Annotated in this window: 26 protein-coding genes; 13 read left to right on the top strand and 13 right to left on the bottom strand. The window is 65.9% G+C overall.

The genetic code is table 11. The features are described 5' to 3' along the window. Positions 1–9 precede the first annotated feature (9 nt). A complete protein-coding gene (locus AC1GI4_RS03740) occupies positions 10–1182 on the top strand; it encodes a D-alanyl-D-alanine carboxypeptidase family protein (RefSeq protein ID WP_479628602.1) in 1173 nt (390 codons plus the stop codon). 10 nt (positions 1183–1192) lie between these two features. After that, a complete protein-coding gene (locus tag AC1GI4_RS03735) occupies positions 1193–2164 on the top strand; it encodes an AAA family ATPase (RefSeq protein WP_479628601.1) in 972 nt (323 codons plus the stop codon). 122 nt (positions 2165–2286) lie between these two features. Here AC1GI4_RS03735 and AC1GI4_RS03730 read toward each other — a convergent pair whose 3' ends face one another. Both AC1GI4_RS03730 and purF read right to left on the bottom strand, forming a co-directional pair. Beyond that, positions 2287–2997 carry an SDR family NAD(P)-dependent oxidoreductase gene (locus AC1GI4_RS03730; protein WP_479628600.1) on the bottom strand — a complete coding sequence of 237 codons (711 nt, stop codon included), beginning with the start codon at positions 2995–2997 and terminating at the stop codon, positions 2287–2289. Beyond that, positions 2997–4448 carry an amidophosphoribosyltransferase gene (gene purF, locus AC1GI4_RS03725; protein WP_433910915.1) on the bottom strand — a complete coding sequence of 484 codons (1452 nt, stop codon included), beginning with the start codon at positions 4446–4448 and terminating at the stop codon, positions 2997–2999. Before purF ends, AC1GI4_RS03730 begins: the two co-directional genes overlap by 1 nt. Before the next feature lie 144 nt (positions 4449–4592). Between purF and AC1GI4_RS03720 the strand changes: the two genes are divergently transcribed. Continuing rightward, complete coding sequence (locus AC1GI4_RS03720; protein ID WP_294275475.1) at positions 4593–4844, top strand: Rho termination factor N-terminal domain-containing protein; 252 nt, start codon at positions 4593–4595, stop codon at positions 4842–4844. 79 nt (positions 4845–4923) lie between these two features. Here AC1GI4_RS03720 and AC1GI4_RS03715 read toward each other — a convergent pair whose 3' ends face one another. Beyond that, positions 4924–5874, bottom strand: a complete 951-nt coding sequence (locus AC1GI4_RS03715; RefSeq protein WP_479628588.1) for an IS481 family transposase — start codon at positions 5872–5874, stop codon at positions 4924–4926. Positions 5875–6040: 166 nt separating this feature from the next. Between AC1GI4_RS03715 and hisI the strand changes: the two genes are divergently transcribed. Genes hisI through AC1GI4_RS03700 form a run of 3 tightly spaced genes read left to right on the top strand, consistent with a single transcriptional unit; the run spans position 6041 to position 7344 of the window. Further along, positions 6041–6403, top strand: a complete 363-nt coding sequence (gene hisI, locus AC1GI4_RS03710; protein ID WP_294275474.1) for a phosphoribosyl-AMP cyclohydrolase — start codon at positions 6041–6043, stop codon at positions 6401–6403. Further along, positions 6400–6900 carry a hypothetical protein gene (locus AC1GI4_RS03705; RefSeq protein WP_479628599.1) on the top strand — a complete coding sequence of 167 codons (501 nt, stop codon included), beginning with the start codon at positions 6400–6402 and terminating at the stop codon, positions 6898–6900. The genes hisI and AC1GI4_RS03705 overlap by 4 nt, the downstream gene beginning before the upstream one ends. Before the next feature lie 33 nt (positions 6901–6933). Continuing rightward, positions 6934–7344, top strand: a complete 411-nt coding sequence (locus tag AC1GI4_RS03700) for a MerR family transcriptional regulator (RefSeq protein ID WP_479628598.1) — start codon at positions 6934–6936, stop codon at positions 7342–7344. Between the two features lie 18 nt (positions 7345–7362). Here AC1GI4_RS03700 and AC1GI4_RS03695 read toward each other — a convergent pair whose 3' ends face one another. From AC1GI4_RS03695 to AC1GI4_RS03685, 3 genes are read right to left on the bottom strand one after another with little or no spacing between them, the layout of a single operon-like run. After that, complete coding sequence (locus AC1GI4_RS03695; RefSeq protein WP_479628597.1) at positions 7363–8646, bottom strand: cell wall hydrolase; 1284 nt, start codon at positions 8644–8646, stop codon at positions 7363–7365. Continuing rightward, positions 8643–9563, bottom strand: a complete 921-nt coding sequence (gene cysK / locus AC1GI4_RS03690) for a cysteine synthase A (protein WP_479628596.1) — start codon at positions 9561–9563, stop codon at positions 8643–8645. The genes AC1GI4_RS03695 and cysK overlap by 4 nt, the downstream gene beginning before the upstream one ends. Next, a complete protein-coding gene (locus AC1GI4_RS03685) occupies positions 9560–10912 on the bottom strand; it encodes an MFS transporter (RefSeq protein ID WP_479628595.1) in 1353 nt (450 codons plus the stop codon). Before AC1GI4_RS03685 ends, cysK begins: the two co-directional genes overlap by 4 nt. Before the next feature lie 171 nt (positions 10913–11083). Between AC1GI4_RS03685 and pdhA the strand changes: the two genes are divergently transcribed. From pdhA to AC1GI4_RS03665, 4 genes are all read left to right on the top strand, one after another. After that, positions 11084–12127, top strand: a complete 1044-nt coding sequence (gene pdhA, locus AC1GI4_RS03680) for a pyruvate dehydrogenase (acetyl-transferring) E1 component subunit alpha (RefSeq protein WP_433910910.1) — start codon at positions 11084–11086, stop codon at positions 12125–12127. A 1-nt stretch (position 12128) separates the two neighbouring features. Then, on the top strand, positions 12129–13559 hold the full coding sequence (locus AC1GI4_RS03675; RefSeq protein WP_479628594.1) for a pyruvate dehydrogenase complex E1 component subunit beta: 1431 nt from the start codon (positions 12129–12131) through the stop codon (positions 13557–13559). Between the two features lie 89 nt (positions 13560–13648). Continuing rightward, positions 13649–14341 carry a squalene/phytoene synthase family protein gene (locus tag AC1GI4_RS03670; RefSeq protein WP_479628593.1) on the top strand — a complete coding sequence of 231 codons (693 nt, stop codon included), beginning with the start codon at positions 13649–13651 and terminating at the stop codon, positions 14339–14341. Between the two features lie 251 nt (positions 14342–14592). After that, positions 14593–15087 carry an EF-hand domain-containing protein gene (locus tag AC1GI4_RS03665; protein WP_479628592.1) on the top strand — a complete coding sequence of 165 codons (495 nt, stop codon included), beginning with the start codon at positions 14593–14595 and terminating at the stop codon, positions 15085–15087. Here AC1GI4_RS03665 and trmFO read toward each other — a convergent pair. Continuing rightward, positions 14996–16390, bottom strand: coding sequence for a methylenetetrahydrofolate--tRNA-(uracil(54)-C(5))-methyltransferase (FADH(2)-oxidizing) TrmFO (trmFO, locus tag AC1GI4_RS03660; RefSeq protein WP_479628591.1), 1395 nt, complete (start codon positions 16388–16390; stop codon positions 14996–14998). The genes AC1GI4_RS03665 and trmFO overlap by 92 nt on opposite strands. Before the next feature lie 74 nt (positions 16391–16464). Between trmFO and AC1GI4_RS03655 the strand changes: the two genes are divergently transcribed. Further along, a complete protein-coding gene (locus tag AC1GI4_RS03655) occupies positions 16465–16899 on the top strand; it encodes a DUF488 domain-containing protein (protein ID WP_479628590.1) in 435 nt (144 codons plus the stop codon). 4 nt (positions 16900–16903) lie between these two features. On the opposite strand, the gene AC1GI4_RS03650 is transcribed toward AC1GI4_RS03655, so the two are convergent. After that, positions 16904–18184: a methyl-accepting chemotaxis protein gene (locus AC1GI4_RS03650; RefSeq protein ID WP_479628589.1), complete on the bottom strand. Its 1281-nt coding sequence runs from the start codon at positions 18182–18184 to the stop codon at positions 16904–16906. 154 nt (positions 18185–18338) lie between these two features. On the opposite strand from AC1GI4_RS03650, the gene AC1GI4_RS03645 reads away from it, so the two are divergent. After that, on the top strand, positions 18339–19289 hold the full coding sequence (locus AC1GI4_RS03645) for an IS481 family transposase (RefSeq protein WP_479628588.1): 951 nt from the start codon (positions 18339–18341) through the stop codon (positions 19287–19289). Here AC1GI4_RS03645 and AC1GI4_RS03640 read toward each other — a convergent pair. The 4 genes from AC1GI4_RS03640 to yaaA all read right to left on the bottom strand — a co-directional run bounded on the left by AC1GI4_RS03640 (position 19286) and on the right by yaaA (position 24281). Further along, positions 19286–19636, bottom strand: a complete 351-nt coding sequence (locus tag AC1GI4_RS03640; RefSeq protein ID WP_479628587.1) for a DUF952 domain-containing protein — start codon at positions 19634–19636, stop codon at positions 19286–19288. The genes AC1GI4_RS03645 and AC1GI4_RS03640 overlap by 4 nt on opposite strands. Further along, positions 19633–22383: a DNA gyrase subunit A gene (gene gyrA / locus AC1GI4_RS03635; RefSeq protein ID WP_433910901.1), complete on the bottom strand. Its 2751-nt coding sequence runs from the start codon at positions 22381–22383 to the stop codon at positions 19633–19635. The genes AC1GI4_RS03640 and gyrA overlap by 4 nt, the downstream gene beginning before the upstream one ends. A gap of 447 nt (positions 22384–22830) precedes the next feature. Then, on the bottom strand, positions 22831–23529 hold the full coding sequence (locus AC1GI4_RS03630) for an SDR family NAD(P)-dependent oxidoreductase (protein ID WP_294273111.1): 699 nt from the start codon (positions 23527–23529) through the stop codon (positions 22831–22833). Next, entirely contained in the window at positions 23526–24281 is a 756-nt protein-coding gene (gene yaaA / locus AC1GI4_RS03625; protein WP_433910900.1) for a peroxide stress protein YaaA, read from the bottom strand. The genes AC1GI4_RS03630 and yaaA overlap by 4 nt, the downstream gene beginning before the upstream one ends. 170 nt (positions 24282–24451) lie before the next feature. Between yaaA and AC1GI4_RS03620 the strand changes: the two genes are divergently transcribed. Next, positions 24452–25741 carry a hypothetical protein gene (locus AC1GI4_RS03620; RefSeq protein WP_294273118.1) on the top strand — a complete coding sequence of 430 codons (1290 nt, stop codon included), beginning with the start codon at positions 24452–24454 and terminating at the stop codon, positions 25739–25741. Positions 25742–25982: 241 nt separating this feature from the next. On the opposite strand, the gene AC1GI4_RS03615 is transcribed toward AC1GI4_RS03620, so the two are convergent. Further along, entirely contained in the window at positions 25983–26450 is a 468-nt protein-coding gene (locus AC1GI4_RS03615) for an Lrp/AsnC family transcriptional regulator (protein ID WP_294273120.1), read from the bottom strand. Positions 26451–26499 lie beyond the last annotated feature (49 nt).

Here is a 26499-nt window from a genome sequence, read left to right as displayed (position 1 = left end):
GGAACACCCATGAAGACCCTGTACGCATCCTTCGCCGCCCCGCTCGCCCTCGTCGCGATGGTCACCCCCTCGATCGCGGCGGCGCCGCAGTTCGACACGCCCGCGCCGGTCGCCTTCATGAAGGACCTGTCCTCGGGCGCGATCCTGTTCCAGCGGGATGCCGACCGCCGGATGCCGCCCGCTTCGATGGCGAAGATGATGACGGTCTATGTCGCCTTCGACCTCATCAAGAAGGGCCAGCTGAAGCTGACCGACATGGTCACGGTGCAGCCGGAGACGTGGAAGAAGTGGCACGGGCCGCAGGCGGGTTCGACCATGTTCTTATCGCCGAACGAACAGGTCAGCGTCGCCAACCTTCTCTATGGTATCGTCACCCTTTCGGGCAACGACGCGTGCGTCGTGCTGGCCGAGCATATCGCGGGCACCGAGCAGAATTTCGTTGAGCGGATGAACCGCACCGCCAAGCAGATCGGGCTGAACAACAGCCATTTCGGCACCGCCAATGGCTGGCCGGACGGCGGCGTGACCTATGTCACCGCACGCGACCTCGCCGACTTGGCCGAGCACACGATCCAGGACTTCCCGCAGCTCTATAAGCAATTCTATTCGCGCCGGGACTTCTCCTGGGGCAAGACGATGGGCGGCAACGCCATCACCCAGGCGAACCGTGACCCGCTGCTGGGTCGCGTCGCGGGCGCCGATGGTCTGAAGACCGGCCACACCGAGGAAGCGGGCTATGGCTTCACCGGCTCTGCCGAGCAGAATGGCCGCCGTCTGGTGATGGTCGTCGCCGGGCTGAACAGCTTCGGCGCGCGGGCCGAGGAATCGGTGAAGTTCATGAACTGGGGCTTCCGCGCGTGGCAGGCCAAGCCGGTCGTCGCCAAGGGCAAGAAGGTCGCCGATGCCGAGGTCCAGATGGGTTCGTCGAGCAAGGTCGGCCTGATCGCGCCGCGCCAGCTGACCGTGACGCTGCCCGCAGGCCTGGACCCCGCGATCAGCGCCAAGGTCGTCTATCAGGGCCCGATCAAGGCCCCGATCAAGGCGGGCCAGCATATCGCCGATCTGGTCGTCAGCTCGCCCGATATGCCCGCGCAGCGCTTGCCGCTGGTGGCGGACAAGGATGTCGCCGAAGCGGGCTTTTTCGGCCGCGCCTGGGCCGGACTGACCTCGTTCTTCGGTTGATCTCCTGACGATGCTGCCGGTCGGCAATGATGCGGGCCAGGCTGCCTTCGCCGCTGCGCTGGGCGGGGCCAAACTGCACCATGCCTGGCTGATCGCCGGGCCGGAGGGCGTGGGCAAGGCCAGCTTCTCGCGCGCGGCGGCCACGCGGCTGCTGGCGCGGGCGAGCGGGGCAGGGGCCCTTCCGCCCGGGCTGGCGGTGCCGGAGGATCATCCGACGGCAAAGCTGATGACGGCGGGGTCGCATCCCGATTTCCGGGTGATGGCGCGCCTGCCCAAGGATGCGGAAAAGCCCGATCAGGACCTCGCGCGGTCGATTACCATCGCGCAAGTACGCACCCTGCAGCCGATGTTCGCCACCGCGCCGGCCATGGGCCCGGCGCGAGTCGTATTGATCGACGCGATCGATGATCTGGAACGCGGCGGCGCCAACGCGTTGCTGAAGAATCTGGAGGAGCCGCCCGCGGGCACGATCTTCCTACTGGTCAGCCATGCTCCGGGACGATTGCTGCCGACGATCCGGTCGCGGTGCCGGTTGTTGCGGTTCGAGCGTCTGTCCGATGGCGACGTTGCGCGCGTGTTGCGCCAGCAACTGCCGGAGGCGGACGAGGACGAAATCGCCTCGCTGGTCGCGGTGGCGGACGGAGCGCCGGGCCGGGCCTTGCGCTTTGCCGGTCTCAACATCGCCGGATTGGATAGTGCCATCGCGCGGATCGCGGAGACCGGCGACCCCGGCAATGCCGAGCGGGTGAAGCTGGCCAAGTCGCTGGCGGGAAAGGCTTCGCAGGCGCGGTACGAAGCGTTCCTGGACCGGGTGCCTGCCTTTATCGCAGGCCGCGCGCGCGGGCGGTCGGGGCCGGGATTGAAAGTGGCGCTGGACGCCTATGCCGCCGCGCAGGATCTGGCCGGGGCGGCGCGCGGATTGTCGCTCGATGCGCAAGGGACGGTGTTCGAGATGGCGGGGATCATCGCGACCTTGCGGTGAACGATTCCCTTGGGCTTCGACTTCGCTCAGGCTGAACGGCTGTGGGGCGTGGCGGCAAATGAGAACAGCCGTTCAGGCTGAGCGAAGTCGAAGCCCACGCCCCACCGATAATCAAGCCGCCCTTACAAACCCACCCGTTCGAAATGCCCGGACGCAAAACCCTCGATCGCCAGCGCGGCGATCCGTTCCGCCACCTTCTCGGGTGCCTTGACTGAGGCCGGATCCTCACCCGGATAGGCCTTGGCCCGCATCTGCGTGCGGGTTGCGCCGGGATCGACGATGGCGGTGCGGATCTTGCTGATCTCCGCCGTCTCGTCGCCATAGGCGCCGATCAGTGTCTCGAATGCCGCCTTGGATGCGCCGTAAGCACCCCAATATGCGCGCGGCTTGCGCCCGACGGACGAGGTTACGCCGATCACCCGCGCGCCACCCGAACGCCGCAGCATCGGGTCAAAGGCGGCGATCATCGCGGCCTGCGCGCTGACGTTCAGGGTCAGGACGCGGGCGAACTCCTTGGCGTCGATCGCGGGCACAGCGGCCAGCGAACCCAGCATCCCGGCGTTCAGCACCAGCACGTCCAGCGCCTGCCAGCGCTCGCCGATCGCCCCTGCAAGGCGTCCGATCGACTCATTCTCGGTCAGGTCGAGCGGCGCGATGGTTGCCGATCCCCCGGCGTTGAAGATCGTCTCCTCGACCTCCTCCAACCCCTTGGGGCTGCGCGCGGTCAGGACGACATGCGCACCCGCCGCGCCCAGCGCGATGGCCGTCGCCGCGCCGATGCCCCGGCTGGCACCCGTAACCAGCGCCAGCTTGCCGTCGAGCGGACCCGCCATCAGGCGACCCGCTCGGCCAGCATCGCGAACTGGTCGACCGAGGCGGTTTCGTCATGGTCGGTCAGTGTCGTTGGATAGTCGCCGGTGAAGCAGGCGTCGCAATAGCTCGGCTTGTCGCCGCGCGCCGCATTGAGCGCCTTGTACAGGCCCTCGATCGACACGAAGGACAGGCTGTCGGCATGAATGAAGTCGGTCATGCCGCCCAGGTCCAGCTTGGCCGCGAGCAGCTTGGCGCGCTCGGGCGTGTCGACGCCGTAGAAGCAGGAGTGGCGCGTGGGCGGCGACGCGATGCGCATGTGCACCTCTGCCGCGCCAGCTTCGCGCATCATCTGCACGATCTTGAGGCTGGTGGTGCCACGCACGATCGAATCGTCGACCAGAATGATCCGCTTGCCCTCGATGAGCGCGCGGTTCGCATTGTGCTTCAGCTTGACGCCCAGATGGCGGACCTTGTCGCCCGGCTGGATGAAGGTGCGACCGACATAATGCGAGCGGATGATGCCGAGCTCGAATGGGATGCCGGACTGTTGGGCATAGCCGATCGCCGCGGGCACGCCCGAATCGGGGACCGGGATCACCAGATCGGCGTCGACCGGCGTCTCGATCGCAAGCTGTGCGCCGATTTCCTTGCGAACGGAATAGACCGACTGGTCGCCCGCGATCGAATCGGGCCGGCTGAAATATACCCACTCGAAAATGCAGGGCCGCGCATCGACCGCCTGGAAGGGACGGATCGAGCGGATTTCGGTGCCCTGCACGATGACCAGTTCGCCCGGCTCGACCGCGCGCTCGAAGGTCGCGCCGCACACGTCGAGGGCCACCGTCTCCGACGCGAAGATCACCGCGCCGTCCAGGCGGCCCATGACCAGCGGACGGATGCCCAGCGGGTCGCGGCAGGCGATCATGCCCTCGGGCGTCATCACGATCAGCGAATAGGCACCCTCGACCTGCTTCAGCGCGTCGATGAAACGGTCGAGCAGGGTGCGGTAGTTGGAGGTCGCGACCAGATGGATGATCGTCTCTGTGTCGCTGGTCGATTGGAAGATCGAACCGCGCCGGACGAGCTCGCGACGCAGCTTCATCGCGTTGGAGATATTGCCGTTGTGCGCGATCGCGAAGCCGCCGGTCGACAGGTCGGCATAGAGCGGCTGAACGTTGCGCAGCGCGGTCTCGCCCGTGGTCGAATAGCGGACATGGCCGCAGGCGACGTCGCCGGGCAGGCCGCGGATCACGTCGTCACGGTCGAAATTGCCCGCGACATGGCCCATGGCGCGGTGCGTGTGGAACAGCGTGCCGTCGAAGCTGGTGATCCCCGCCGCTTCCTGTCCGCGATGCTGGAGCGCATGCAGGCCGAGCGCGGTCAGCGCGGCCGCGCCGTCGGCGCCGGACACGCCGAAAATGCCGCATTCCTCGCGGAGTTTGTCGTCGTCGAAGGGGTTGGTGGTCAGCATAAGAGAGGCGCTCGCAACGTTCGCAACTAAGGGGCAGACGGGGCGCATATAGGAACGTCGGCCACGTTTGTCGCCTGTTTGTCATCGTTGCCGGGATCATTTTCGCCAGACCGGCGTTTCGGGCCCGAAATCAGGAGATGCCACATGGCCCGCGATCACGGCGCGCAGATCAAGGACGACGCCCTGTACGAGGAACTGCGCAAGCAGGGCCAGTCCAAGGAAAAAGCCGCACGCATCGCCAACGCCAAGGCGAACGGCAGCCTGGACCATAGGTCCACCCGTCTGGAGGATCGAACCAAGGACGATCTGATGGCCGAGGCGCGCAAGATCGGCATCGAGGGGCGGTCGAAGATGAACAAGGCGGAGTTGGTCGAGGCGATTCGGGGGCACGGGTGATAGGGGCTTGCCCCTCCACCACCGCTTCGCGGCGGTCCCCCTCCCCAAGCGAGCTTGGGGAGGAATTTTAAGAGGAGGCCTAGGTGTTTGGTCCCAGTATTTGATGGTGCGGGTTTGATGTAAAGCGTGCTGGCTCGTTCTGCCATGCTTTGCAGATGGCCTCGTAGGGCGTGAGGCCTTTGAGCGTCTTGAGCCTGCGGCCGAAGTTGTAGGCGGCGACGAAGTCGCCGAGATGTTGCCGGAGCTGGTCGTGGCTGTCGTAATGGTAGCGCTTGACGGTCGCTTCCTTAATGGTGCGGTTCATCCGCTCGACCTGGCCGTTGGTCCAGGGATGCTTCACCTTGGTGAGCCGGTGCTCGATGCCGTTCTCGTCGCAGACGCGATCGAAGATGTGGTGGAAGGCGTATTTTTGGTGGGCATGGTTGGTGAACTGGATACCGTTATCGGTCAGCACGGTGTGGATACGGTAGGGCACGGCCGTGACCAGATTACGCAGGAACTGCGCCGCGATCATCTTGCCACCTTCCTGATGCAGTTCGACGAACGCGAACTTGCTCGTTCGGTCGATCGCCACGAACAGGCGCAGCTTGCCCTCGGCGGTCTGAACCTCGGCGATGTCGATGTGGAAGTAGCCGATCGGGTAGGTCTTGAACTTGCGTTTGGGCGTCTTGTCGCCGGTGATCTCGGGCAACCGGCTGATGCCATGGCGTTGCAGGCAGCGGTGTAGCGACGAGCGCGTCAGGTGCGGGATCGTCGCCTGTAGCGCGTAGAGGCAGTCGTCCAGCGGCAGCAACGTGTGGCGCCGGAAAGCGACGATGACCGCTTCCTCCTCGATGGTCAGTACCGTCGAGTGCGGGTCCTTCGGCCCAGTCGGCAGATCCTTGACCGCCGTCCGCTTCTTCCACTTCGCGACGGTCTTCTGGTTGATCCCGTGGCGCTTCGCCAGCACCCTCAGGCTCTCTTGACTATGTTGTATCGCTCGACGGACCGCCTCTGTCGTGCGGGCGCTCCCGTGTAGAACCTGTCCCATAGTGCATCCCTCCAAGCTTGCGACGATGATGCACCATCAAATGCCGGGATCAAACACCTAATCCTCCCCAGGCTTGCCTGGGGAGGGGGGCATCCGCAGGATAGTGGAGGGACAGGCAACGCTCGCGATGGATGACTTCCGCCCCATTCCGCTCTAATCGCGACCTATGGCAGACCACCGAGATACCGGGCTGACGCTCGATCCCAAATTCGATGCCCAGGGCTTGCTGACCGCGATCGTGACCGATCGCGCCAGCGGTGAATTGCTGATGGTGGCGCACATGAACGCCGAGGCGCTGGAGGCCACGCGGACGACCGGCGATGCGCATTTCTGGTCACGCAGTCGGGGGCGGCTCTGGAAGAAGGGCGAAAGCTCGAACAATGTGCTGCGCGTGGTCGAGATGCGGATAGACTGCGATCAGGACGCGATCTGGCTGATTTGTGATCCGGCGGGCCCGGCTTGCCACACGGGTGCGCGTAGTTGCTTTTATCGGCGGATCGAAGGCGACGGACTGGCGCCGGTCGCGTGATCCGGCGCAGGATCGTGCTGGCGACCCTGATCCTGCTGACCGCCTGCGGTCGGAACGGCGAGGGCGGGGACGGTCAGGCGGGCGAGAAGTTGGAGGCGGCGAGCATCGCCGCCGGGCTGGTCGCCGATCCAGCCGCCGCGCCGCTGGATGGCATCTGGTCGCGCGATACCGATCGCATGTGCATCCTGCCCGCTGGGCGTGGCCTGGGCCGTCGGGTCGGCGTGATGCTGGATTATGGTGAGGGGCAGGGCTGCACCGCCATCGGCACCATGGAACGCTCGGGCGCGGCGCTCAAGCTGACGCTGGGGGCGTGCCGCTTCACCGCACGGTTCGATGGCGACTCCATCCAGTTCCCGGCGATGCTGCCGTCCGCCTGCAACGCCTTCTGCACAGGCCGAGCCACGATGTCGGCGCTGAACGTCGAGCGGATCAGCGCTTCGGTGGCCGAGGCGCGGGCATTGCGCAGTGTGAACGGCACCACGCTTTGCGCTGATTGACGTTCACGTAAAGGGCATTTAGCCTCGGCAGCCATGACCCAGGTCGCCGCCTCCGCCGAACCGCTGCCCAGTGTCGATCGCGACGATTATTCGATCACCCAGCTCTGCGCCGAGTTCGGCGTCACCGCCCGCGCGCTGCGCTTCTACGAAGACGAAGGGCTGATCTCGCCCCAGCGGCGGGGGACCCAGCGCATCTATTCTCAGCGGGACCGCGCGCGGCTCGCCTGGATACTGCGTGGCAAGCGGGTCGGGTTCAGCCTCGCCGATATTCGCGAGATGATCGATCTCTACGATCTGGGTGATGGTCGCCGCCTTCAGCGAGAGGTGACGCTGGAGCGGTGCACCGCCAAGATCGAGGCGCTTCAGGCGCAGAAGCGCGATATCGATGCGGCGATCGCGGAGCTGATCGACTTCGTGGCGCTGGTCGAATCGCACCGGGAGTAACCGACGATATTCCCGCTCTTACAGGGGAGGAATTGCGGGTTTCACCTCGGTCGGGGCCGCGCTGGCGCGGCGGACGCCGGTCAACTCGCCGGAAGGTGTCGGCGTCGGGCTGGGCTGCGGCGTGGGGGAGGCCAGCGGGAGGATGGTCGTCGACATCCGCTTCATGCAGCGTGCACCCTTGAACGCCGGATACATTCCGCAATTCCACAAGGTCCGCTCCAGCCCGATCGCGGGATCGCGGAAATAGCTGAACGCCATCGTCTCCATCTGGACCTGGCTTAGCGGAACCGAGAATGCCGTGGCTGCGGCATCGCGCCATGCCATGACCGTGCAATGCTTGCGCGACCCGCACAGCGTCAGCGCAAAGGCCGGGAAGCCTTCCGCCGCGAGTCCGGCGGGCAGGGTGATGAGGAAGGTGTCGGGCTCGCTCGCGAGCGGCGCCATGCTCCCCGTGGCGACCGCCCCTTCGGCCAGCGCGGCTCCGGCATCGTCGCTGGCATCCGCCGCCGCCCGGTGTGCGGGCGAGAACGGGGCCAGCGCCGGGACGACCGGCTCACCCGCCACCAGATGCCGGTTGAAGGCGGGCGGCGTGCCCCACCAGCCGGACCAGCGGAAGAACAAGTGGCTGCCCACCGCCGCGACCTTGTCCAGGCTCGCCTGCCAATAGGGGACGACCCAATCGGTATGATAATGGGTCGAATGGCCGACGGGACGGAAGACCTTGCCGTTCAGCGCCATCGCGGCGATCTCACGGGCGCGGGTCCAGGCGGCCTCTGACGGTTGCCACTTGGTCAGCGCGCCGTCGCAGGTGAAGGTGAACTGGCATCCGGTGCTGCGCTCCTGCCCCTCGAACACCACGCCGCACACCGTTTTCGGGAAGGCGGGATGACGAAGGCGGTTGAGCACGACCTGCGCCACCGCCTGCTCGCCCTTGGCATCGTCGCCCGCCTCGTAGAGCACACCCGCCGCGAGACAGTCGAGCGCCCGCGCCTTGTCTTCCGCCGATCCGCGATAGACGAAGGGACGCGCCGCCGGGTTGGGATCGGTCGAAAAGGGGATGCTCTGGTTGTAGGCCCGCGCCTCATCGGGCGTCATGTCGATGAACGCCACCGGCTCGACCGGGGGTACTTCGGTGGGCGAAACCACGCGCGGCACCTGGCCTGTCCGATGGGGCGACCTGTGCGATGTCCTGGGAATGTCGGGTGCGTTCGCCACAAGCAAAGCCGGTACGACGCTGGCCGTACCGGCGATGACGAACAATGCCGCGCGGATGCCGCCGCGCGGCCGGGACAGGTCGCTCACTGTTCGGGCAGGAAGTCCGGCACCGACAGATAACGCTCGCCCGTGTCATAGTTGAAGCCGAGCACGCGCGTGCCATCGGGCAGGTCGGGCAGCTTCTGCAGGATTGCGGCCAGCGTCGCGCCCGACGAGATGCCGACCAGCAGCCCTTCTTCGCGTGCCGAGCGGCGGGCCATGTCCTTGGCGACATTGGCATCGACCTCGATCACCCCGTCGATCGCCTGGGTGTGGAGGTTGGCGGGGATGAACCCTGCGCCGATGCCCTGGATCGGGTGCGGGCCCGGCTGGCCGCCCTGGATGACCGGCGAGGCGGCGGGTTCGACCGCATAGACCTTGAGGTTCGGCCATTCCTTCTTCAGCGTCTCAGCGACGCCGGTGATATGGCCGCCGGTGCCGACGCCGGTGATGATGACGTCGATCGGCGAATCGCGGAAGTCGTTCAGGATTTCCTGCGCCGTGGTGCGGACGTGCACGTCGATATTCGCCGGATTCTCGAACTGCTGCGGCATCCAGGCGCCGGGCGTCTCGCGCACGATCTCCAGCGCGCGTTCGATCGCGCCCTTCATGCCCTTTTCGCGCGGGGTCAGGTCGAAGGTCGCACCGTAAGCCAGCATCAGGCGGCGGCGCTCGATCGACATGGACTCGGGCATGACCAGGATCAGCTTGTAACCCTTCACCGCCGCGACCATCGCCAGGCCGACGCCGGTGTTGCCGCTGGTCGGCTCGACGATGGTGCCGCCGGGCTTCAACTCGCCCTTGGCCTCCGCCGCTTCGATCATCGCGAGCGCGATACGGTCCTTGATCGAGCCGCCGGGATTGGAGCGTTCGGACTTGATCCAGACCTCCGATCCGGGGAACAGCCGCTGGATCTTCACATGCGGCGTGTTGCCGATCGTCTCCAGGATGGTGTTGGCCTTCATGGCTTGGCTTCTCCGTGGGTTGGTTCGGTTTCGAGGATTTCAGGCGGATCAAAGGTTCGCGCACGCCCAAGTTCCGGGAAAAGTCGCGACCAGAGAAGGGTGACGCCGATCGCGCCCAGCCCGCCGAACACCACCGCGCCGACGGGGCCGAGGATCGAGGCCATGACCCCGCTCTCGAACTCGCCCAGCTCGTTGGAGGCCGAGATGGTCAGCTGCGACACCGCGCTGACCCGGCCGCGCATCGCGTCGGGGGTGTGGAGCTGGATCAGCGACTGGCGGACATAGACCGAGACCATGTCCGCGCCCCCCGCGCAGATCAGCGCGATCAGGCTGAGGAGGAAGGCGGGATGGACGAAGATTGTCGCGCCGCCCAATGCCAGCGTGCCGCCGGTCAGGCCCAGCGCGCCGGTGATATGGCTGGCGATGCCGAAGGTCAGGATCGACAGGCCGAACACGACGACCGCAGCCAGCATCTTCACGCCGACATTGGTCTTCATCGGCTTGAACGAGAACCAGATTGCGGTCGACGCCGCGCCGATCCCCATGCCTGCCGCCAGCACGCCCAGCCCCTGCGACCCGACATGCAGGATGTCGCGCGCATAGACCGGCAGCAGCGACGTCGCGCCCGCCAGCAGCACCGCGAACAGGTCGAGCGTGATCGCCGCCTGCACCAGCCGGTTGCGGCGGACATAGCTGAACCCCTCGACGATTCGGGCGAGTGGCCGGTGGTCGGTCTGGACGGGCGGCTGCGGCACCGGGCCGATGGTGAAGATGCAGACCAGCGCGACCGCGAACAGCAGCGTCGCGACGCCATACGCGAATTCGGGATGGACCGCATAGAGCAGCCCGCCGACGCTGGGCCCGGCGATGGTGCCGACCTGCCACGCGATCGAGCTGACCGCGATGGCGGTGGGCAGGCTTTCCCGCGGCACCAGATTGGGGGCGAGCGAGGAATAGGCCGGTCCCGAAAAGGCACGCGCAATGCCGAAAGCGACCGCGGCGGTGAACAGCGCCCCCAGCGTCAGATGGCCGGACCAGGTCAGGAACCACAGCGACGCGGCCGTCAGGACCAGCAATCCCGTCGTCGCCCGTACGATCCAGCGCCGGTCGACACTGTCGGCGACCAGCCCGGTGATCGGGGTCAGCAGGAACAGCGGCACGAACTGCGCAAAGCCGATCATGCCCAGCATGAAGGCGGCCTGCCGGACGTCCATCGTCTCGCGCGCCAGATTATACACCTGCCAGCCGATGACGATCGACATGGCGGAAACGGCGATTGTGCCGCTGAACCGCGACAGCCAGTAGCTGCGGAAATTGGCGATGCGGAACGGGTGTACGGGTTTATCCATGGTCGGTGTGCGTTGTAGGCATCTGCTTGTCCGCAAGGCAACCGAGGCTGAGCTATCAGCCCGCAAATTCCAACTGTCCTGTTAGGAATTGTAACGGGGAATTGAGTTTCCCGACAAAGCACGCCAATAGGCTCCCATCCTTCCCTAACGGAAACAAAGGTGTTCCCGACTGTGGCAAAAGCTCCAAGCCGTACCAGCGAGCCCCCCATTCCCAATCGGGAGCGTCCCGCCGAACCGCAACCGTTCCAGGCTACCAAGGAACAGCTGCTGGATTTCTACAAGCAGATGCTCCTGATCCGCCGCTTTGAAGAAAAGGCGGGCCAGCTCTACGGCCTCGGCCTGATCGGCGGTTTCTGCCACCTGTATATCGGCCAGGAAGCCGTCGCGGTGGGTCTGCAGTCGGCGCTCGACGGCGACAAGGATTCGGTCATCACCGGATATCGCGACCATGGCCACATGCTGGCTTACGGCATCGACCCCAAGGTCATCATGGCCGAGCTCACGGGGCGTGCCGCCGGCATCTCCAAGGGCAAGGGCGGGTCGATGCACATGTTCTCGACCGAGCATAAATTCTATGGCGGCCACGGCATCGTGGGCGCGCAGGTGTCGCTGGGCACCGGCCTGGCGTTCGGGCACAAGTACAGCAATGACGGCGGCGTCTGCCTCGCCTATTTCGGCGACGGTGCGGCCAATCAGGGCCAGGTGTACGAGAGCTTCAACATGGCCGAGCTGTGGAAGCTCCCGATCATCTTCGTGATCGAGAACAACCAGTACGCCATGGGCACCGCGGTCAACCGCGCCTCGTCCGAGGACCAGCTCTATCGCCGCGGCGAGAGCTTCCGCATCCCCGGCATCCAGGTCGACGGCATGGACGTGCTGGCGTGCCGTGGTGCCGCCGAAGAGGCGCTGGCCTGGGTCCGTGCGGGCAAGGGCCCGGTCATCCTCGAGATGAAGACCTACCGCTATCGCGGTCACTCCATGTCCGACCCCGCCAAGTATCGCAGCCGCGAGGAAGTGCAGGGCGTGCGCGACAAGTCGGACCCGATCGACCACGTCAAGAAGCTGCTCGAAGCGCAGGGCGTCACCGAGGCCGATCTGAAGGTCCTGGAGCAAGATATCCGCAAGACGGTGAACGAGGCGGCGGACTTCGCCGAGCAGACCCCCGAGCCCGATGCGGCTGAACTCTACACTGAAGTGCTGGTGGAGCGTTACTAAGATGGCGATCGAGATCAAGATGCCGGCCCTTTCCCCGACCATGGAAGAGGGCACGCTCGCCAAGTGGCTCGTGAAGGAAGGCGATACGGTCAAGTCCGGCGACATCATGGCCGAGATCGAGACCGACAAGGCGACGATGGAATTCGAGGCCGTCGATGAGGGCGTGATCGCCAAGATCATCGTTGCCGAGGGCACCGATAATGTGAAGGTCGGCACCGCCATCGCGCTGCTGGCCGAAGAGGGCGAGGACGTCGCGTCCGCCGCCGCGTCGGGTTCGCGTTCGGGCGATGCAGCCAACGCCGCGCCGAAGAACGAGGCGACCGACCACAACGCCCCGCCGATGCCGGAAGGCGCGGCTGCGGCCGAGCAGGAAAGCGGCACGCAGAAGCTGGTCGCCGCCGCCGAGCAGGAAGCGCCCGCCTCGCCGGAGATCCCGGAAGGCACCGAGATGGTGAAGCTCACCGTCCGCGAAGCGCTGCGCGATGCGATGGCCGAGGAAATGCGCGCCGACGACCGCGTCTTCGTGATGGGCGAGGAAGTCGCCCAGTATCAGGGCGCGTACAAGGTGACGCAGGGCCTGCTGGACGAGTTCGGCGACCGCCGCGTCATCGACACGCCGATCACCGAATATGGTTTTGCCGGTGTCGGCACGGGTGCCGCCATGGGCGGCCTGCGCCCCGTGATCGAGTTCATGACGTTCAACTTCGCCATGCAGGCGATCGACCACATCATCAACTCGGCCGCCAAGACCAACTACATGTCCGGCGGCCAGATGCGCTGCCCGATCGTATTCCGTGGTCCCAACGGTGCCGCCAGCCGCGTCGGTGCGCAGCACTCGCAGAACTATGGTCCGTGGTACGCCTCGGTCCCCGGCCTGATCGTGATCGCGCCCTATGACGCGGCCGATGCCAAGGGGCTGCTGAAGGCCGCGATCCGTTCGGAAGACCCGGTGGTCTTCCTCGAGAACGAACTGATGTACGGTCGTTCGTTCGACGTGCCCAAGCTCGACGATTTCGTCCTGCCGATCGGCAAGGCGCGGATCATGCGCGAGGGCAAGGACGTCACGCTCGTCTCCTACTCGATCGGCGTGGGCGTCTCGCTCGAAGCCGCCGAGAAGCTGGCGGCCGAGGGCATCGACGCCGAGGTCATCGACCTGCGCACGCTGCGTCCGCTCGACACCAAGACGGTGCTGAAGTCGCTCGCCAAGACCAACCGCCTGGTCGTGGTCGAGGAAGGCTGGCCGACCTGCTCGATCGCCTCGGAAATCGCCGCCGTCGTGATGGAAGAGGGCTTTGACGACCTCGACGCGCCGGTGCTGCGCGTGACCAACGAGGACGTGCCGCTGCCTTACGCCGCCAACCTCGAAAAGCTGGCGCTGGTCGACGCGAACAAGGTCGTCGCCGCCGTCAAGAAGGTAACCTATCGCGGCTAAGTCGTGGGGTAACCCTCTGGTATGAAAGGGGCCTTCCGGGAAACCGGGAGGCCCTTTTTCATGGGCGTTTCCTGTGCGAAGGGCAGGGGATGACCGATAGCCCCGCCGCCAACACACCCTCGCTCGCCATCGACGCGGTGATGCGCGAACAGGCGCTGGCGGTGGGCTATGCGCCGGAGGCGAGCCGGGACGGTTTTGCGGCGCTGCTCGATTTGGACCACCAGCTTGCCTCGATCCTGCAAAGCACGACCGAGCCGATGATCGGCCAGATGCGGCTGACCTGGTGGTATGAGGCGCTGGAAAAGCTCGACCACGCGCCCGCCCCGGCGCACCCGGTGTTGCAGCGGCTGGCCGCATCGGTGTTGCCGACGGGCGTGAAGGGGGCCGACCTCGCGCCGATGATCGAGGGGTGGGAAGCGCTTCTCGATGATGGCGAACCCCTGGATGACGAGCGCGTGGCGCGTCATGCCGAGGCGCGGGGTGGGGTGTTGTTTGCGTCCATTGGGCAATTGTTGGGGCAAGCGGGGGTGGCGCCATTGGGTGCCGCTTGGGCCAAGGCCGATCTGGCACGGCATGTCTCCGACGTTGCAATCCGCGCTCGAATTGGAGGCGTGGCCTTATCAGAATTGGACGCGGCGCTGACGGGGAAGTCGCCGAAGCCTGCTCGCGGTTTGAGCGGCCTTGCGGTTCTGGCGCGCGAAAGTCTGCGCCACCCGGAACGCTTGCCGGGCCATCCCCTCCGCGCCGCGCGACTGGCTTGGCATGGCCTGACGGGGCGCTGAGCATCGTCCACCGCATCCGCCCCGGCGGAGTCCGGGGTCCAGTTGCGGCATGGCCGATCGCCTGATCGTCCGGCGCCGTCGAGGGGACATAGCGACTGGCCCCCGGCCTTCGCGGGGGTGGATACAAGTGGAGGAGGAAACTCCCCCAAACCCCGTTCAGCCTGAGCGAAGTCGAAGGCCAAGGGAATCGCCTTGTCGGCCATGCCTGACCCCGGTTAACCATAGGTCCGTCGAACGGGGGAGACGGACGAATGTGGCGCTATCTGGCGGGAGGTGTGGGCACGCTTGTGCTGGTGGGGGCAGGGCTGTTCCTATGGGGCAGCCGCCCGGACACACCGTCCCCGCTCCCCGCCGCGAGTGCGGCAACGGCGGCTTCACCGCAGAGCGCCGCGACCGATGACACGCCACTCCCCGAAGCGCCCGCCAAGACCCGCGAGCAAAAACGCTTCGACCGCTACGACAAGGACCGCGACGGCGCGATCACCCGCGAGGAATATCTCGCCGCGCGGCGTAAGGCTTACGCCAAGCTCGACCGGGATGGCGACGGCAAGCTGAGCTTCGACGAGTGGGCGATCAAGGCCACGACCAAATTTGCCACCGCCGACCGCGACAAATCCGGCGCGATGAATGCCGCCGAATTCGCCACGACCGCCGTCAAGCGTCGACCGGCTGGGCGGGCGAACTGTCCTCCGGCGCGAGGGGCACCGGCTGAGGCACCGGAGGCGGCCCCGGCGGAAGAGAGTTGAGCCAGTCGGGCAGCGCCTCGCGCGCGCGGTCGGTATACATCTTCTTGCGATCGGCCTTCTTGGTGCGGCCGGGAATGGGCGGGAACAGGCCGAAATTGACGTTCATCGGCTGATACGTCTCGGCCTCGGCGAGGCCGGTGATATGGCCGAGCAGCGCGCCCAAGGCCGTCTCGACCGGCGGCGGTGCGATGGTCTTGCCCGTCAGCTCGGCCGCCGCGAAACGCCCGGCGAGCAGGCCGATCGCGGCGCTCTCGATATAGCCCTCGCAACCCGTAATCTGCCCAGCGAAGCGCAGGTTCGGCCGCGACTTCAGCCGCAGCGTCGCGTCCAGCAACTCGGGAGAGCGGATGAAGGTGTTGCGATGCAGCCCGCCCAGCCGCGCGAACTCGGCCTTTTCGAGGCCGGGAATGGTGCGGAAGATGCGGATTTGCTCGGCATATTTCAGCTTGGTCTGGAAACCGACGATGTTCCACAGCGTGCCCGCAGCGTTATCCTGTCGTAGCTGGACGACGGCATAGGGCCAGCGCCCGGTGCGCGGGTCGTCGAGCCCGACGCCCTTCATCGGCCCGAAGCGTAGCGTCTCGACCCCGCGCTCAGCCATCACCTCGACCGGCATGCAGCCATCGAAATAGGGCGTGTCCTTTTCCCACTCGCGGAACTCGGTCTTCTCGCCGTCGAGCAGCGCCTGATGGAAGGCGTAATATTGCTCCTTGTCCATCGGGCAGTTGATGTAATCCTTGCCCGTGCCCTTGTTCCAGCGGCTCTGGAACCAGGCGACGTCCATGTCGATCGACTCCCGGTGGACGATGGGGGCGATCGCATCGAAGAATGCCAGCGCCTCCGCGCCGGTCGCCTCGCCGATGCCACCCGCCAACGATGGCGCGGTCAGCGGGCCGGTGGCGATGATCGCAGGACCGTCCGGCAAGGCATCGATCCGCTCGCGGACGATGGTGATGTTGGGATGCGCCTCCAGCGCCGCCGTCACGCCGCCCGAAAAGCCGTCGCGGTCCACCGCCAGCGCAGACCCGGCGGGCACCGCATGGGTGTCGCCCTTGGCCATGATGATCGAGCCGAGCGCGCGCATCTCCTGATGCAGCAGGCCGACCGCGTTGGAGGTCGCGTCATCCGAGCGGAAGGAGTTGGAGCAGACCAGCTCCGCCAGATCGCCGCCATGATGGGCAGGCGTGGTGTCCGCGCCGCCGCGCATTTCGGACAGGCGCACCTTCAGCCCCGCCTCGGCCAGCTGCCACGCGGCTTCCGAGCCCGCCAGCCCGCCGCCGATCACATGAATGTCATAGGTCATCGCGACGCCTTAAACCCGGACGGCCCCGGTTGGAAGGACTTGGCGCGTGAGGCACGGCTCCCCAAGTCGGTGACATGACGACCATCTTCACCATCGGTTATGAGGGGGCGACCGTCGATGGCTTCCTCGCGACGCTGAAGACGGCCGGGGTCACGCGCTTGATCGACGTTCGCGCGTTGCCTCTGTCGCGGCGACCGGGTTTCTCCAAATCACCGCTCGCTGCGGCGTTGAAGGAGGTCGGGATCGACTATGTCCATCTCAAGGACCTGGGCACGCCCAAGCGCGGGCGCGACGCGGCGAAGAAGGGTGATGTCGGGACGCTGCGCGAGGTCTATGACGACCAGCTGGCCCTGCCCGAGGCGCAGGCGGCGGCCGCGCGGATGCTCGATCTGGCGGAGGAGAAGCCCAGCGCTCTGCTATGTTTCGAGCGCGACCCGTGTCATTGCCACCGTACCTTGCTGCTGGAGGCGGTGGGGCAGGGGATGACGGTCGTCGATCTCTACGTCTGACCTGTCAGAGAACCGACGCGATAAAGGCGTCGGTGCAGTCTCGTAGCGTACCGATATTCTTCTCCAGCGCCTTCGCCAGGGTCAGTAGCGACCCGGCATCCTGGTCGACCCGGCGGGCATCCTGTTGCAACTGCTGGACCTGCTGGCCGACGCGATGGGCGGAGGCGACCGACTGGTCGACGCTGGCGGCGATGCCGGTCGTGGCGAAGCCCTGTGCCGCCACCGCCTCGTCGATCGATTGCGAGAGGGTGCCGATCGTATCGACCGCGCGGTTGAGCTGCGCCTGTTCGGCGACCAGCGCGTGGAGGTTGGCGGTGACCTCGCCGATATTGCGCGCGGCGTCGCGAGCGGCTTCGCGGGTCTGACCGGCCAGCGCCTTGACCTCATGCGCGACGACGGCAAAACCCCGTCCGGCCTCGCCCGCGCGAGCCGCTTCGATCGCGGCGTTGAGCGCGAGCAGATTGGTTCGCGCCGCGACGGTTTCGATCAGGGCCAGCAGCGTGTCGATCGTCGTGGCGCTGGCCGCCAACGCACCCGCCCGCTGGTCGGTCGCGGCGATGCGGTGGCGGACGATCTCGCGAATGGCGCGCGACTGGTCCATGTCGCGGGTGATCGCGGCAAAGGCGTCGGCGAGGCCATGGCCCCGCGTGGCGATGTCGCTGAGCGCCATGCCGGTATCGGCCATCGCCTCGGTCATGCGATCCGCGCCGCCCTGCGTCTCCCCAGCGTAACGCGCGAGGTCGCTGGCCATGCTGGCCATGTCCGCGGTGGCACGGAGCAGGTCCTCCGACAGGGTGGCGATGTCCGCGGTGAAGGCCCGCGCGGCCTCATCGATCCGCCGCGCCCGCGTCATGCGTTCCTGCGCCAGCGCCATCTGCGCATCGGCGGCCAGCCGGGCGATCCGGGCCGCGTCGAGCATTCCGGCGAAGACCCCCTTGCGGGTCAGGATCAGCGCGTCGGGTGCTCCCCAATCGGCATGCAGTGCCAGTTTTTCGGCGAGCAACGCGTCCTCCTCGCAACTGGGGTGCGGGCGGACATAGGCGGTCAGGCTGGCGCCGAAATCGGGATTGTGGAGCAGCGCATGACCAAAGGGATTGTAGAGCAACCCTTTCACATCGCGTTCGATAATGGCGCCGATCGGTTTCCTATCGCCATCGAGTACCGGCAGCAGCCGCATATCGGGATATTGCCGGAACAGCGCGATCGCGTCGACCAGTGAAGCATCCGCCGCGATGACCGGGCTTTCCGCACCGGCGGACCAACAGGAAAAGACGGGCGGCTTCATCGTTGCTGGCGTTACGACAGAACGGTAAACGCGATGTGATGGATTTGTGACGTTTCAAAGACGAAACGGAAACGGCCGCGGCCGGTGGGGGCCCTAGCTGTTTGATCCCGGCATTTGATGTTGCATCATCGTCGCAAGCTTGGAGGGATGCACTATGGGACAGGTTCTACACGGGAGCGCCCGCACGACAGAGGCGGTCCGTCGAGCGATACAACATAGTCAAGAGAGCCTGAGGGTGCTGGCGAAGCGCCACGGGATCAACCAGAAGACCGTCGCGAAGTGGAAGAAGCGGACGGCGGTCAAGGATCTGCCGACTGGGCCGAAGGACCCGCACTCGACGGTACTGACCATCGAGGAGGAAGCGGTCATCGTCGCTTTCCGGCGCCACACGTTGCTGCCGCTGGACGACTGCCTCTACGCGCTACAGGCGACGATCCCGCACCTGACGCGCTCGTCGCTACACCGCTGCCTGCAACGCCATGGCATCAGCCGGTTGCCCGAGATCACCGGCGACAAGACGCCCAAACGCAAGTTCAAGACCTACCCGATCGGCTACTTCCACATCGACATCGCCGAGGTTCAGACCGCCGAGGGCAAGCTGCGCCTGTTCGTGGCGATCGACCGAACGAGCAAGTTCGCGTTCGTCGAACTGCATCAGGAAGGTGGCAAGATGATCGCGGCGCAGTTCCTGCGTAATCTGGTCACGGCCGTGCCCTACCGTATCCACACCGTGCTGACCGATAACGGTATCCAGTTCACCAACCATGCCCACCAAAAATACGCCTTCCACCACATCTTCGATCGCGTCTGCGACGAGAACGGCATCGAGCACCGGCTCACCAAGGTGAAGCATCCCTGGACCAACGGCCAGGTCGAGCGGATGAACCGCACCATTAAGGAAGCGACCGTCAAGCGCTACCATTACGACAGCCACGACCAGCTCCGGCAACATCTCGGCGACTTCGTCGCCGCCTACAACTTCGGCCGCAGGCTCAAGACGCTCAAAGGCCTCACGCCCTACGAGGCCATCTGCAAAGCATGGCAGAACGAGCCAGCACGCTTTACATCAAACCCGCACCATCAAATACTGGGACCAAACACCTAGCCCGCCACCGGCAAACGAACCGTGCCGTCCTCGTCGCGCTTCATCGGGCCATAGGCTATGACCGCCGATAGCGGCAGATCGGCATAGATATGCGGGAAGAGCTGGCCGCCCCGGCTCTCTTCCCACTTCACTGCTTCGCCCATCGCCTCCAGGTCGACCGCCGCGATGTGCAGGTCGGTCTGTCCGGCGAAATGCTTGTCGACCGTCTCGGTCAGTTGGGCGGCGGTGGAGAGGTGGATATAGCCATCGGCCAGATCCACCGGGGCGCCCGCAAAGACGCCCTCTTGCTCCAACACTGCCATCTGATCGGCGGTCAGCACCTTATAGGCGGTGGCGGGGTGGCTCATTCGCCATCCTCCGGCCCGGCCGCCAGATTCTCGCCCACGACCGCGTCCGGCTCGGGCGCGATGTCGGGAGTGCCGTCGGCCAAGTTCATCTCGGCATCCTCCTCGGTCTCCTCAATGCGTGCGGCCGAGACGACATGCTCGCCCGGTGCCACGTTGAAGAGCCGCAGACCCGCCGAGCCGCGCCCGATGACACGAAGCGACGCCAGCGACATGCGGATCAGCTTGGCCTGATCGGTCACCAGCATCAGCTGATGCCCCTTGGCCGCCGGGAAGCTGGCGACGACATCGCCGTTGCGCGCGATATTGTCGATGTTGGTGATGCCCTGACCGCCGCGACCCGTGCGGCGATATTCGTATGCCGAGGACAGCTTGCCATAGCCATTGGCGCAGACGGTCAGGATGAACTGCTCGCAATTACGCAGCTCGTCATACCGCTCGACCGACAGCTCGGGCTCGCCTTCCTTCTCACCCTTCCAGGGGGCGAAGCGCAGATACGCCTCGCGCTCTTCCTGGGTGGTTCCGACCCGGTGCAGGACCGACAGCGAGATGACCTCGTCCCCGTCCTTCAGCGTGATGCCACGCACGCCGGTCGAGGTGCGGCTCTGGAACTCGCGCACGTCGTCGGCGGCAAAGCGGATCGCCCGGCCGCAACGGGTGGCGAGCAGCACGTCGTCCTCGGCCCCGAGCAGCGCGACGCCGATCAGGCGATCCTCGCTCTCGTCGTCGAAGCGCATCGCGATCTTGCCGTTCGAGGGCACGTTGGTGAACGCATCCATCGAGTTGCGGCGCACGGCACCCTTGGCTGTGGCGAACATGACGTGGAGCTTGCCCCACTCCGCCTCGTCCTCGGGCAGCGGCAGCACGGTCGAGATGACCTCGCCCGGTGCCAGCGGCAGCAGGTTGACCATCGGCCGCCCGCGCGTGGCAGGCCCGCCCTCGGGCAGGCGCCACACCTTGTAGCGATAGACCTTGCCATGGTTCGAGAAGAACAGGACCGGCGTGTGCGTGCTGGTCACGAACAGCTCGGTAACGACGTCCTCGTCCTTGGTCGCCATGCCCGAGCGGCCCTTGCCGCCGCGATTTTGGGCGCGGAAGGCATCGAGCGGGGTACGTTTGATATAGCCCTGCATGGTCACGGTGACGACCATGTCCTCGCGCTCGATCAGGTCCTCGTCGTCGATGCCATCGGCGGCGGCGGCGATTTCCGAGCGGCGCGGAGTCGCAAACTGGTCGCGGATCGCCACCAGCTCGCCGCGCATCACTTCGTACAGCTTCACGCGGTTGGCGAGGATTTCCAGCAGCTCGGTGATCGAGTCCGCCAGACCCTTCAGCTCGTCGCCGATCTCGTCGCGGCCCAGTGCGGTCAGGCGGTGCAGGCGCAGGTCGAGGATGGCGCGAACCTGGGTCTCCGACAGGCGATAGGTGTCGCCGAAGCCTTCGCTCTCGACCGCCTCGACCAGACGGATATAGCCAGCGATCTCGGCGATCGGCCATTCGCGGGCGAGCAAAGCCTCGCGCGCGGCGACCGGCGAGGCGGAGCCGCGGATGATCCGCACCACTTCGTCCAGGTTCGTCACCGCGATGACGAGGCCCAGCAAGATGTGCGCCCGCTCGCGCGCCTTGGCCAGCTCGAACTTCGAGCGGCGGGTGATGACCTGCTCGCGGAACTGGACAAAGGCCTGGATGATGTCGCGCAGGTTCAGCAGCTCGGGCCGCCCGCCGCGAATGGCGAGCATGTTGGCCGGGAAGCTGGTCTGGGCGGGGGTGTGCCGCCAGAGCTGGTTGAGCACGACCTCGGGGGTCGCGTCGCGCTTCAGGTCGATGACGATGCGAACGCCTTCGCGGTTCGACTCGTCGCGAATGTCGCTGATCCCCTCGATCCGCTTTTCCTTGGCGGCCTCGGCGATCTTTTCAACGAGCGCGTTCTTGCCCTGCTGATAGGGGATTTCGGTGAGGACGATGGCCCGGCGATCGCCGCGCATCTCCTCGATCTCGTGACGCGAGCGCACGATGATCGAGCCGCGCCCGGTCTGGTATGCCGAACGGGCGCCCGAGCGGCCCAGGATCAGCGCACCCGTCGGGAAGTCGGGGGCGGGGACGATCTCGTTCAGTTCCTCGACCGTGATCGCGCCGTTTTCCATATAGGCGAGACAGGCGTTGACCACCTCGCCCAGATTGTGCGGCGGGATGTTGGTCGCCATGCCGACCGCGATGCCGCCTGCGCCGTTGACCAGCAGGTTCGGATACTGCGCGGGCAGGACCGAGGGTTCGCGCTCCGAGCCGTCATAGTTGGGCTGGAAGTCGACCGTGTCCTTGTCGAGATCGTCGAGCAGCGAATTGGCGACCTTGGCCAGACGCGCTTCGGTATAACGCATCGCGGCGGGCGGATCGGGGTCCATCGAGCCGAAATTGCCCTGACCGTCGATCAGCGGCACGCGCATCGACCAGTCCTGCGCCATGCGGGCCAGCGCGTCATAGATCGCGCTGTCGCCATGCGGATGGTATTTACCCATCACGTCACCGACGATGCGCGCCGACTTGCGGTACGGTTTGCCCGCGACAAAGCCGCTTTCGGCGGCCGAATAGAGGATACGGCGATGGACCGGCTTCAGGCCGTCACGCACGTCGGGCAGCGCACGCGCCACGATCACGCTCATCGCATAGTCGAGATAGCTCGACTTCATCTCGTCGACGATGGAGATCGTCGAAATATCGGAAGGTTCCGCGAGGGTCGTCTCGTCGGCCAAAGTCTGTTGCTTTCCGGCTTGATGGTCAGATGGGAATTGTCGTTCCTAGCCCAGCGGAAAGCGCCTGACCACCCCCGCGCAACCCATTCGCGAGCGGTCGTTCGGGAGGAACGGTGGCGGCGCGGGACGGGCGGCGGCGGGGATGGGCCCGGCGGAATGTGCTCCCCCCTCGGCAGCAAGTTCGCGCGACTTCGGAGGCGCTGGCCGCCGACGGGAGTAAACGGCGACCAGCAGGGGTCTTATGGGATTTCAGTGGTTTCGGTTGAATGTCTCGGATGTTACGATGTTGTAATCCAAATGATAATCAGGGCTTTGTGATCCTCCCCGGTACGGGGCGGGGGACCATGCGAAGCATGGTGGAGGGGGCGTGCCGCTGGGGGCGTGCAATGAGGAAGCCCCCCTCCGTCAGGCCTCCGGCCTGCCACCTCCCCGTACCGGGGAGGATCGTCAGGGCTGAACCTCCTTGCCCTCCCAATCGAACAGCTTGCCGCTGTCGGGCGCCTTCAGCCCGTCGATCACGTCGAGCAACTGGACCGCCGCACGGTCGGGGGCGAACAGGCCGCCCGGGCGGACATTCCCCTGAAACGGCCTGGACAGCGCGGTATCGACCGTGCCGGGGTGCAGCGCGACGATGATCGAGCGGTCGTTGCGACGCTTGTGCTCGATCGCCAGCGTGCGGACGAACTGGTTGAGCGCCGCCTTGGACGCACGATAGCCATACCAGCCGCCCATGCGATTGTCGGAGATCGACCCGACCCGCGCGGAGAGGGCCGCGAACAGGGTCTTGCCGGTACGCGGCATCAGCGGCAGCAGGTGCTTGGCGACCAATGCCGGGCCGATCGCATTCACCGCGAAGTTGCGCGCCAGCCATTCGGGCGAAAGCTGGTCGAGCGCCTTTTCAGGCCCGTGCTCTCCGTCATGGAGCAGGCCCGTGGCGACGATCACCAGATCGGGGGCGGGGCCCTTCGCGATCCGTTCGGCCGCGGCGGCGATGCTGGCTTCGTCTTCCAGGTCGATATGGCCGTCACCTGGCATCGACCGGGCGAGGCGGGTGACGGGGACGCCCTCTTCCTCCAGCGCATCGGCGATCGCCCGGCCGATCCCGCCCGAGGCACCGATGACGATTGCCCGTTTCCACTCGCTCATCGCACGAATCTCCATAGCGTCGGCGTGCTTGCCTCGGCGTCGAACGCATAACCGTCGCTATCGAAGCCGCGCATGGCGTCGGTGTCAGTGACGTGATGTTCGATCATCCAACGCGCCATGGCGCCGCGCGCCTTCTTCGCATGGAAGCTGACGAAGCGGTCGCCTTCGCGAAAATCGACCGCGATGACGCGAATGGCGGCGGGCAGCTTGCCGTCGACCGCATGCCAATATTCCTGGCTGGCGAGGTTCAGGATGGTGCCCGAGCCCTCTGCCTCGACCTCCTGGGTCAGCCGTTCGGCGATGCGGTCGCCCCACCAGTCGGTCAGTTTGCCGCCACCCGATCCGCTCCTGGGGGGCGCCCAGCGCGTGCCCATCTCCAGCCGATAGGGGCGCATCGCATCGAGCGGGCGGAGCAGGCCGTAAAGCCCCGACAGCATCCGCAGATGGTCTTGCGCGAACCGAACGGCAGGCACATCGAGCGACTTGGCCTCCAACCCGGTATAGACGTCGCCTGCGAAGGCGAACATCGCGGGCCTCTCCGGCGCGGTGGCGAAATCCCGGAAGCGTTCGGCATTCAATTGTGCCAGCGCGGGCGAAATCCGCATCAGCGAGGCCAGCTTCTCTTCGCCCAGCCCGGACGCGGCCTTGGCCAGCGCCTCGGCTTCCTGCGCGAAATGCGGTGCGGTGGGCGCGAGGTCGGGTACGGGGCTCTGATAGTCGAGCGTCTTGGCGGGGGAGATGACGGCGATCATGATCGGGCGCGCTAGCGCCGGGAGCGTTCGTGTTCAATCCGCGTTCAGCGCAGGATGGATAGGAGGGGTATCCATTCAATCGCCTTGCTTGAACGGGACGCGTGCTGCCCCTATCAAGCCTGCCATCGACGATCCCGGACCGACCGGCTGTATTCTTGGAGAGAATTCGCATGAAAATCCTACCGAAGCTCGCGCTGGCGGCCGCGCTCGCGACGGGCATGGGCAGCGTCGTGCTGACCGCGCCGCTGTCTGCGCAGAAGAAGAAGGAAGAAGCGGCTGGTGGCCTGAAGCTGAGCCCCGAGGCGCTGAAGGCGGCCCAGGCCGCGCAGCCGGTGCTGCAGCAGAAGAATTATGCTGCCGCCGAGCCGCTGGTCGCCGCCGTCGAGGCTGCCGCCAAGACCGAGGACGACAAGTACATCGCCGCGGCGATGCGCTACGAGCTCGAATCGGGCAAGCTGTTCGCGGCCCAGCAGGCCAACCCGAACGCCCCGATCGACGAGGCGGTGCTCGCCAAGCCGCTCGACGCGCTCATCAACAGCCCATCGACCCCGGCCGCCGACAAGCCGCGCTATGTCTATCGTCGCGGTGCGCTGGCCTATAACGGCAAGCAGTATCCGATCGCGCTGCAATATTTCCAGCAGGCCAAGCAGCTGGGATATAACGACCCGAACCTGCCCATGCTGATCGTCAAGGCGAAGTTCGAGACGGGCGACGTGGCGGGCGGCAATGCCGAGCTGTCGTCGGTGATCGACCAGATGAACGCCTCGGGCCAGAAGGCGCCGGAGGACTATTACAAGTTCGCCATCGGTCGTGCCAACAAGGCTAAGCAGGTTCCTGAGACGCTGAGCTGGATGCGCAAGTGGATCGCGGCCTATCCGACCCCGCAGAACTGGCGCAACGCGCTGGTCATCTACGGCCTGCAGCCGGGTTCGCTGGCGACGCTGGACAAGAACCAGAAGCTCGACCTGTTCCGCCTGATGCGTGCGTCCAAGTCGCTGGCCGACCAGAACGACTATATGGAATATGCCCAGTACGCGACGGACAAGGGCCTGCCCGCCGAGGCGGCGACCGTGTTGAAGGAAGGCATGGCGACCGGCAAGATTCCGGCTGGCAACGCCACGGCCAAGGCGATGCTGACGGCGGCGGAAGCCAAGAGCCGTCAGGAAGGCTCGCTCGCTCCGACCGAGGCGCGCGCCAAGTCGGCCAATGATGGAAAGCTGGCGGCGCTGACCGGCGAGGCCTATTATGGTCAGGGCAATTACGCCAAGGCGGCCGAGCTGTATCGCCTGGCGCTTCAGAAGGGCGGCGTCGATGCCAATGAGGTGAACACCCGCCTCGGCATCGCACTGGCCGCCAGTGGCGACAAGGCGGGCGCGAAGGCCGCGTTCGACGCCGTCAAGGGCGCCCCGCGCGCCGATCTGGCGAGCTTCTGGAACACCTGGCTCGCCACCCAGGCGTAAAGGATGGAGGCCCGCGTCGGCGACGGTGCGGGCCTTTTTCATTCTTGGCGGAGCGCTGGGCGTGTGCTTCGACTTCGCTGAGCATGAACGGCTGCTAGGTCGTTGGGCTTGGCTCGCGCCTTACAACAATCCTTTCCTCCGTTCAGCCTGAGCGAAGTCGAAGGCTACGCACCAATCGCCAACCAAAAAGGGCCGGTCCTCCCGTACGGAGAACCGGCCCTTTTTTGCAACCGAAACCGGATCAATCCGCTTGGATCGGAATCCCAGAAACCTGTTTGGCCGTTCGGATGGTCAGCGACGTCTTGACGCTGGCGACATTGGGCGCGGGCGTCAGGTGGCCGGTCAGGATTTCCTGGAAGCTCTTCAGGTCCGACGCGACGATCTTCAGGATGAAGTCGATCTCGCCGTTCAGCATGTGGCACTCGCGCACTTCGGGGATGCCCGCGACATGCGCCTCGAAGGCGGCCAGGTCATGCTCGGCCTGGCTGCGCAGCGACACCATGGCAAAGACGGTGATCGGAAAGCCCAGACGCGCGGCATCGAGGTCGGCATGATAGCCGCGAATGGCCCCGGCCTCCTCCAGCGCGCGGACGCGGCGCAGGCAGGGCGGGGCGGTCAAACCGACGCGTTCGGCCAGTTCGACATTGGTCATACGGCCATCGGCCTGCAACAGCGCCAGGATCTGCCGATCGATGCGATCGAGCGCCATTACACGATACTCCACATAAAATGCCGAATCCCTATGCTCTTTGACGGCG

It is taken from the genome of Sphingomonas sp. 77B, from assembly GCF_056497825.1.
The sequence above is the reverse complement of the archived record's forward strand: the minus strand, read 5'-3'. Positions and strand labels throughout refer to the sequence as shown.

What these genes read in the sequence shown, in the direction of transcription:
- AC1GI4_RS03740 (WP_479628602.1), top strand. Translation starts at nt 10, where the DNA reads ATGAAGACCCTGTACGCATCCTTCGCCGCCCCGCTCGCCCTCGTCGCG.
- AC1GI4_RS03735 (WP_479628601.1), top strand. Translation starts at nt 1,193, where the DNA reads ATGCTGCCGGTCGGCAATGATGCGGGCCAGGCTGCCTTCGCCGCTGCG.
- AC1GI4_RS03730 (WP_479628600.1), bottom strand. Translation starts at nt 2,997, where the DNA reads ATGGCGGGTCCGCTCGACGGCAAGCTGGCGCTGGTTACGGGTGCCAGC.
- purF (WP_433910915.1), bottom strand. Translation starts at nt 4,448, where the DNA reads ATGCTGACCACCAACCCCTTCGACGACGACAAACTCCGCGAGGAATGC.
- AC1GI4_RS03720 (WP_294275475.1), top strand. Translation starts at nt 4,593, where the DNA reads ATGGCCCGCGATCACGGCGCGCAGATCAAGGACGACGCCCTGTACGAG.
- AC1GI4_RS03715 (WP_479628588.1), bottom strand. Translation starts at nt 5,874, where the DNA reads ATGGGACAGGTTCTACACGGGAGCGCCCGCACGACAGAGGCGGTCCGT.
- hisI (WP_294275474.1), top strand. Translation starts at nt 6,041, where the DNA reads ATGGCAGACCACCGAGATACCGGGCTGACGCTCGATCCCAAATTCGAT.
- AC1GI4_RS03700 (WP_479628598.1), top strand. Translation starts at nt 6,934, where the DNA reads ATGACCCAGGTCGCCGCCTCCGCCGAACCGCTGCCCAGTGTCGATCGC.
- cysK (WP_479628596.1), bottom strand. Translation starts at nt 9,563, where the DNA reads ATGAAGGCCAACACCATCCTGGAGACGATCGGCAACACGCCGCATGTG.
- AC1GI4_RS03685 (WP_479628595.1), bottom strand. Translation starts at nt 10,912, where the DNA reads ATGGATAAACCCGTACACCCGTTCCGCATCGCCAATTTCCGCAGCTAC.
- AC1GI4_RS03675 (WP_479628594.1), top strand. Translation starts at nt 12,129, where the DNA reads ATGGCGATCGAGATCAAGATGCCGGCCCTTTCCCCGACCATGGAAGAG.
- AC1GI4_RS03670 (WP_479628593.1), top strand. Translation starts at nt 13,649, where the DNA reads ATGACCGATAGCCCCGCCGCCAACACACCCTCGCTCGCCATCGACGCG.
- AC1GI4_RS03665 (WP_479628592.1), top strand. Translation starts at nt 14,593, where the DNA reads ATGTGGCGCTATCTGGCGGGAGGTGTGGGCACGCTTGTGCTGGTGGGG.
- trmFO (WP_479628591.1), bottom strand. Translation starts at nt 16,390, where the DNA reads ATGACCTATGACATTCATGTGATCGGCGGCGGGCTGGCGGGCTCGGAA.
- AC1GI4_RS03655 (WP_479628590.1), top strand. Translation starts at nt 16,465, where the DNA reads ATGACGACCATCTTCACCATCGGTTATGAGGGGGCGACCGTCGATGGC.
- AC1GI4_RS03650 (WP_479628589.1), bottom strand. Translation starts at nt 18,184, where the DNA reads ATGAAGCCGCCCGTCTTTTCCTGTTGGTCCGCCGGTGCGGAAAGCCCG.
- AC1GI4_RS03645 (WP_479628588.1), top strand. Translation starts at nt 18,339, where the DNA reads ATGGGACAGGTTCTACACGGGAGCGCCCGCACGACAGAGGCGGTCCGT.
- AC1GI4_RS03640 (WP_479628587.1), bottom strand. Translation starts at nt 19,636, where the DNA reads ATGAGCCACCCCGCCACCGCCTATAAGGTGCTGACCGCCGATCAGATG.
- AC1GI4_RS03630 (WP_294273111.1), bottom strand. Translation starts at nt 23,529, where the DNA reads ATGAGCGAGTGGAAACGGGCAATCGTCATCGGTGCCTCGGGCGGGATC.
- yaaA (WP_433910900.1), bottom strand. Translation starts at nt 24,281, where the DNA reads ATGATCGCCGTCATCTCCCCCGCCAAGACGCTCGACTATCAGAGCCCC.
- AC1GI4_RS03620 (WP_294273118.1), top strand. Translation starts at nt 24,452, where the DNA reads ATGAAAATCCTACCGAAGCTCGCGCTGGCGGCCGCGCTCGCGACGGGC.
- AC1GI4_RS03615 (WP_294273120.1), bottom strand. Translation starts at nt 26,450, where the DNA reads ATGGCGCTCGATCGCATCGATCGGCAGATCCTGGCGCTGTTGCAGGCC.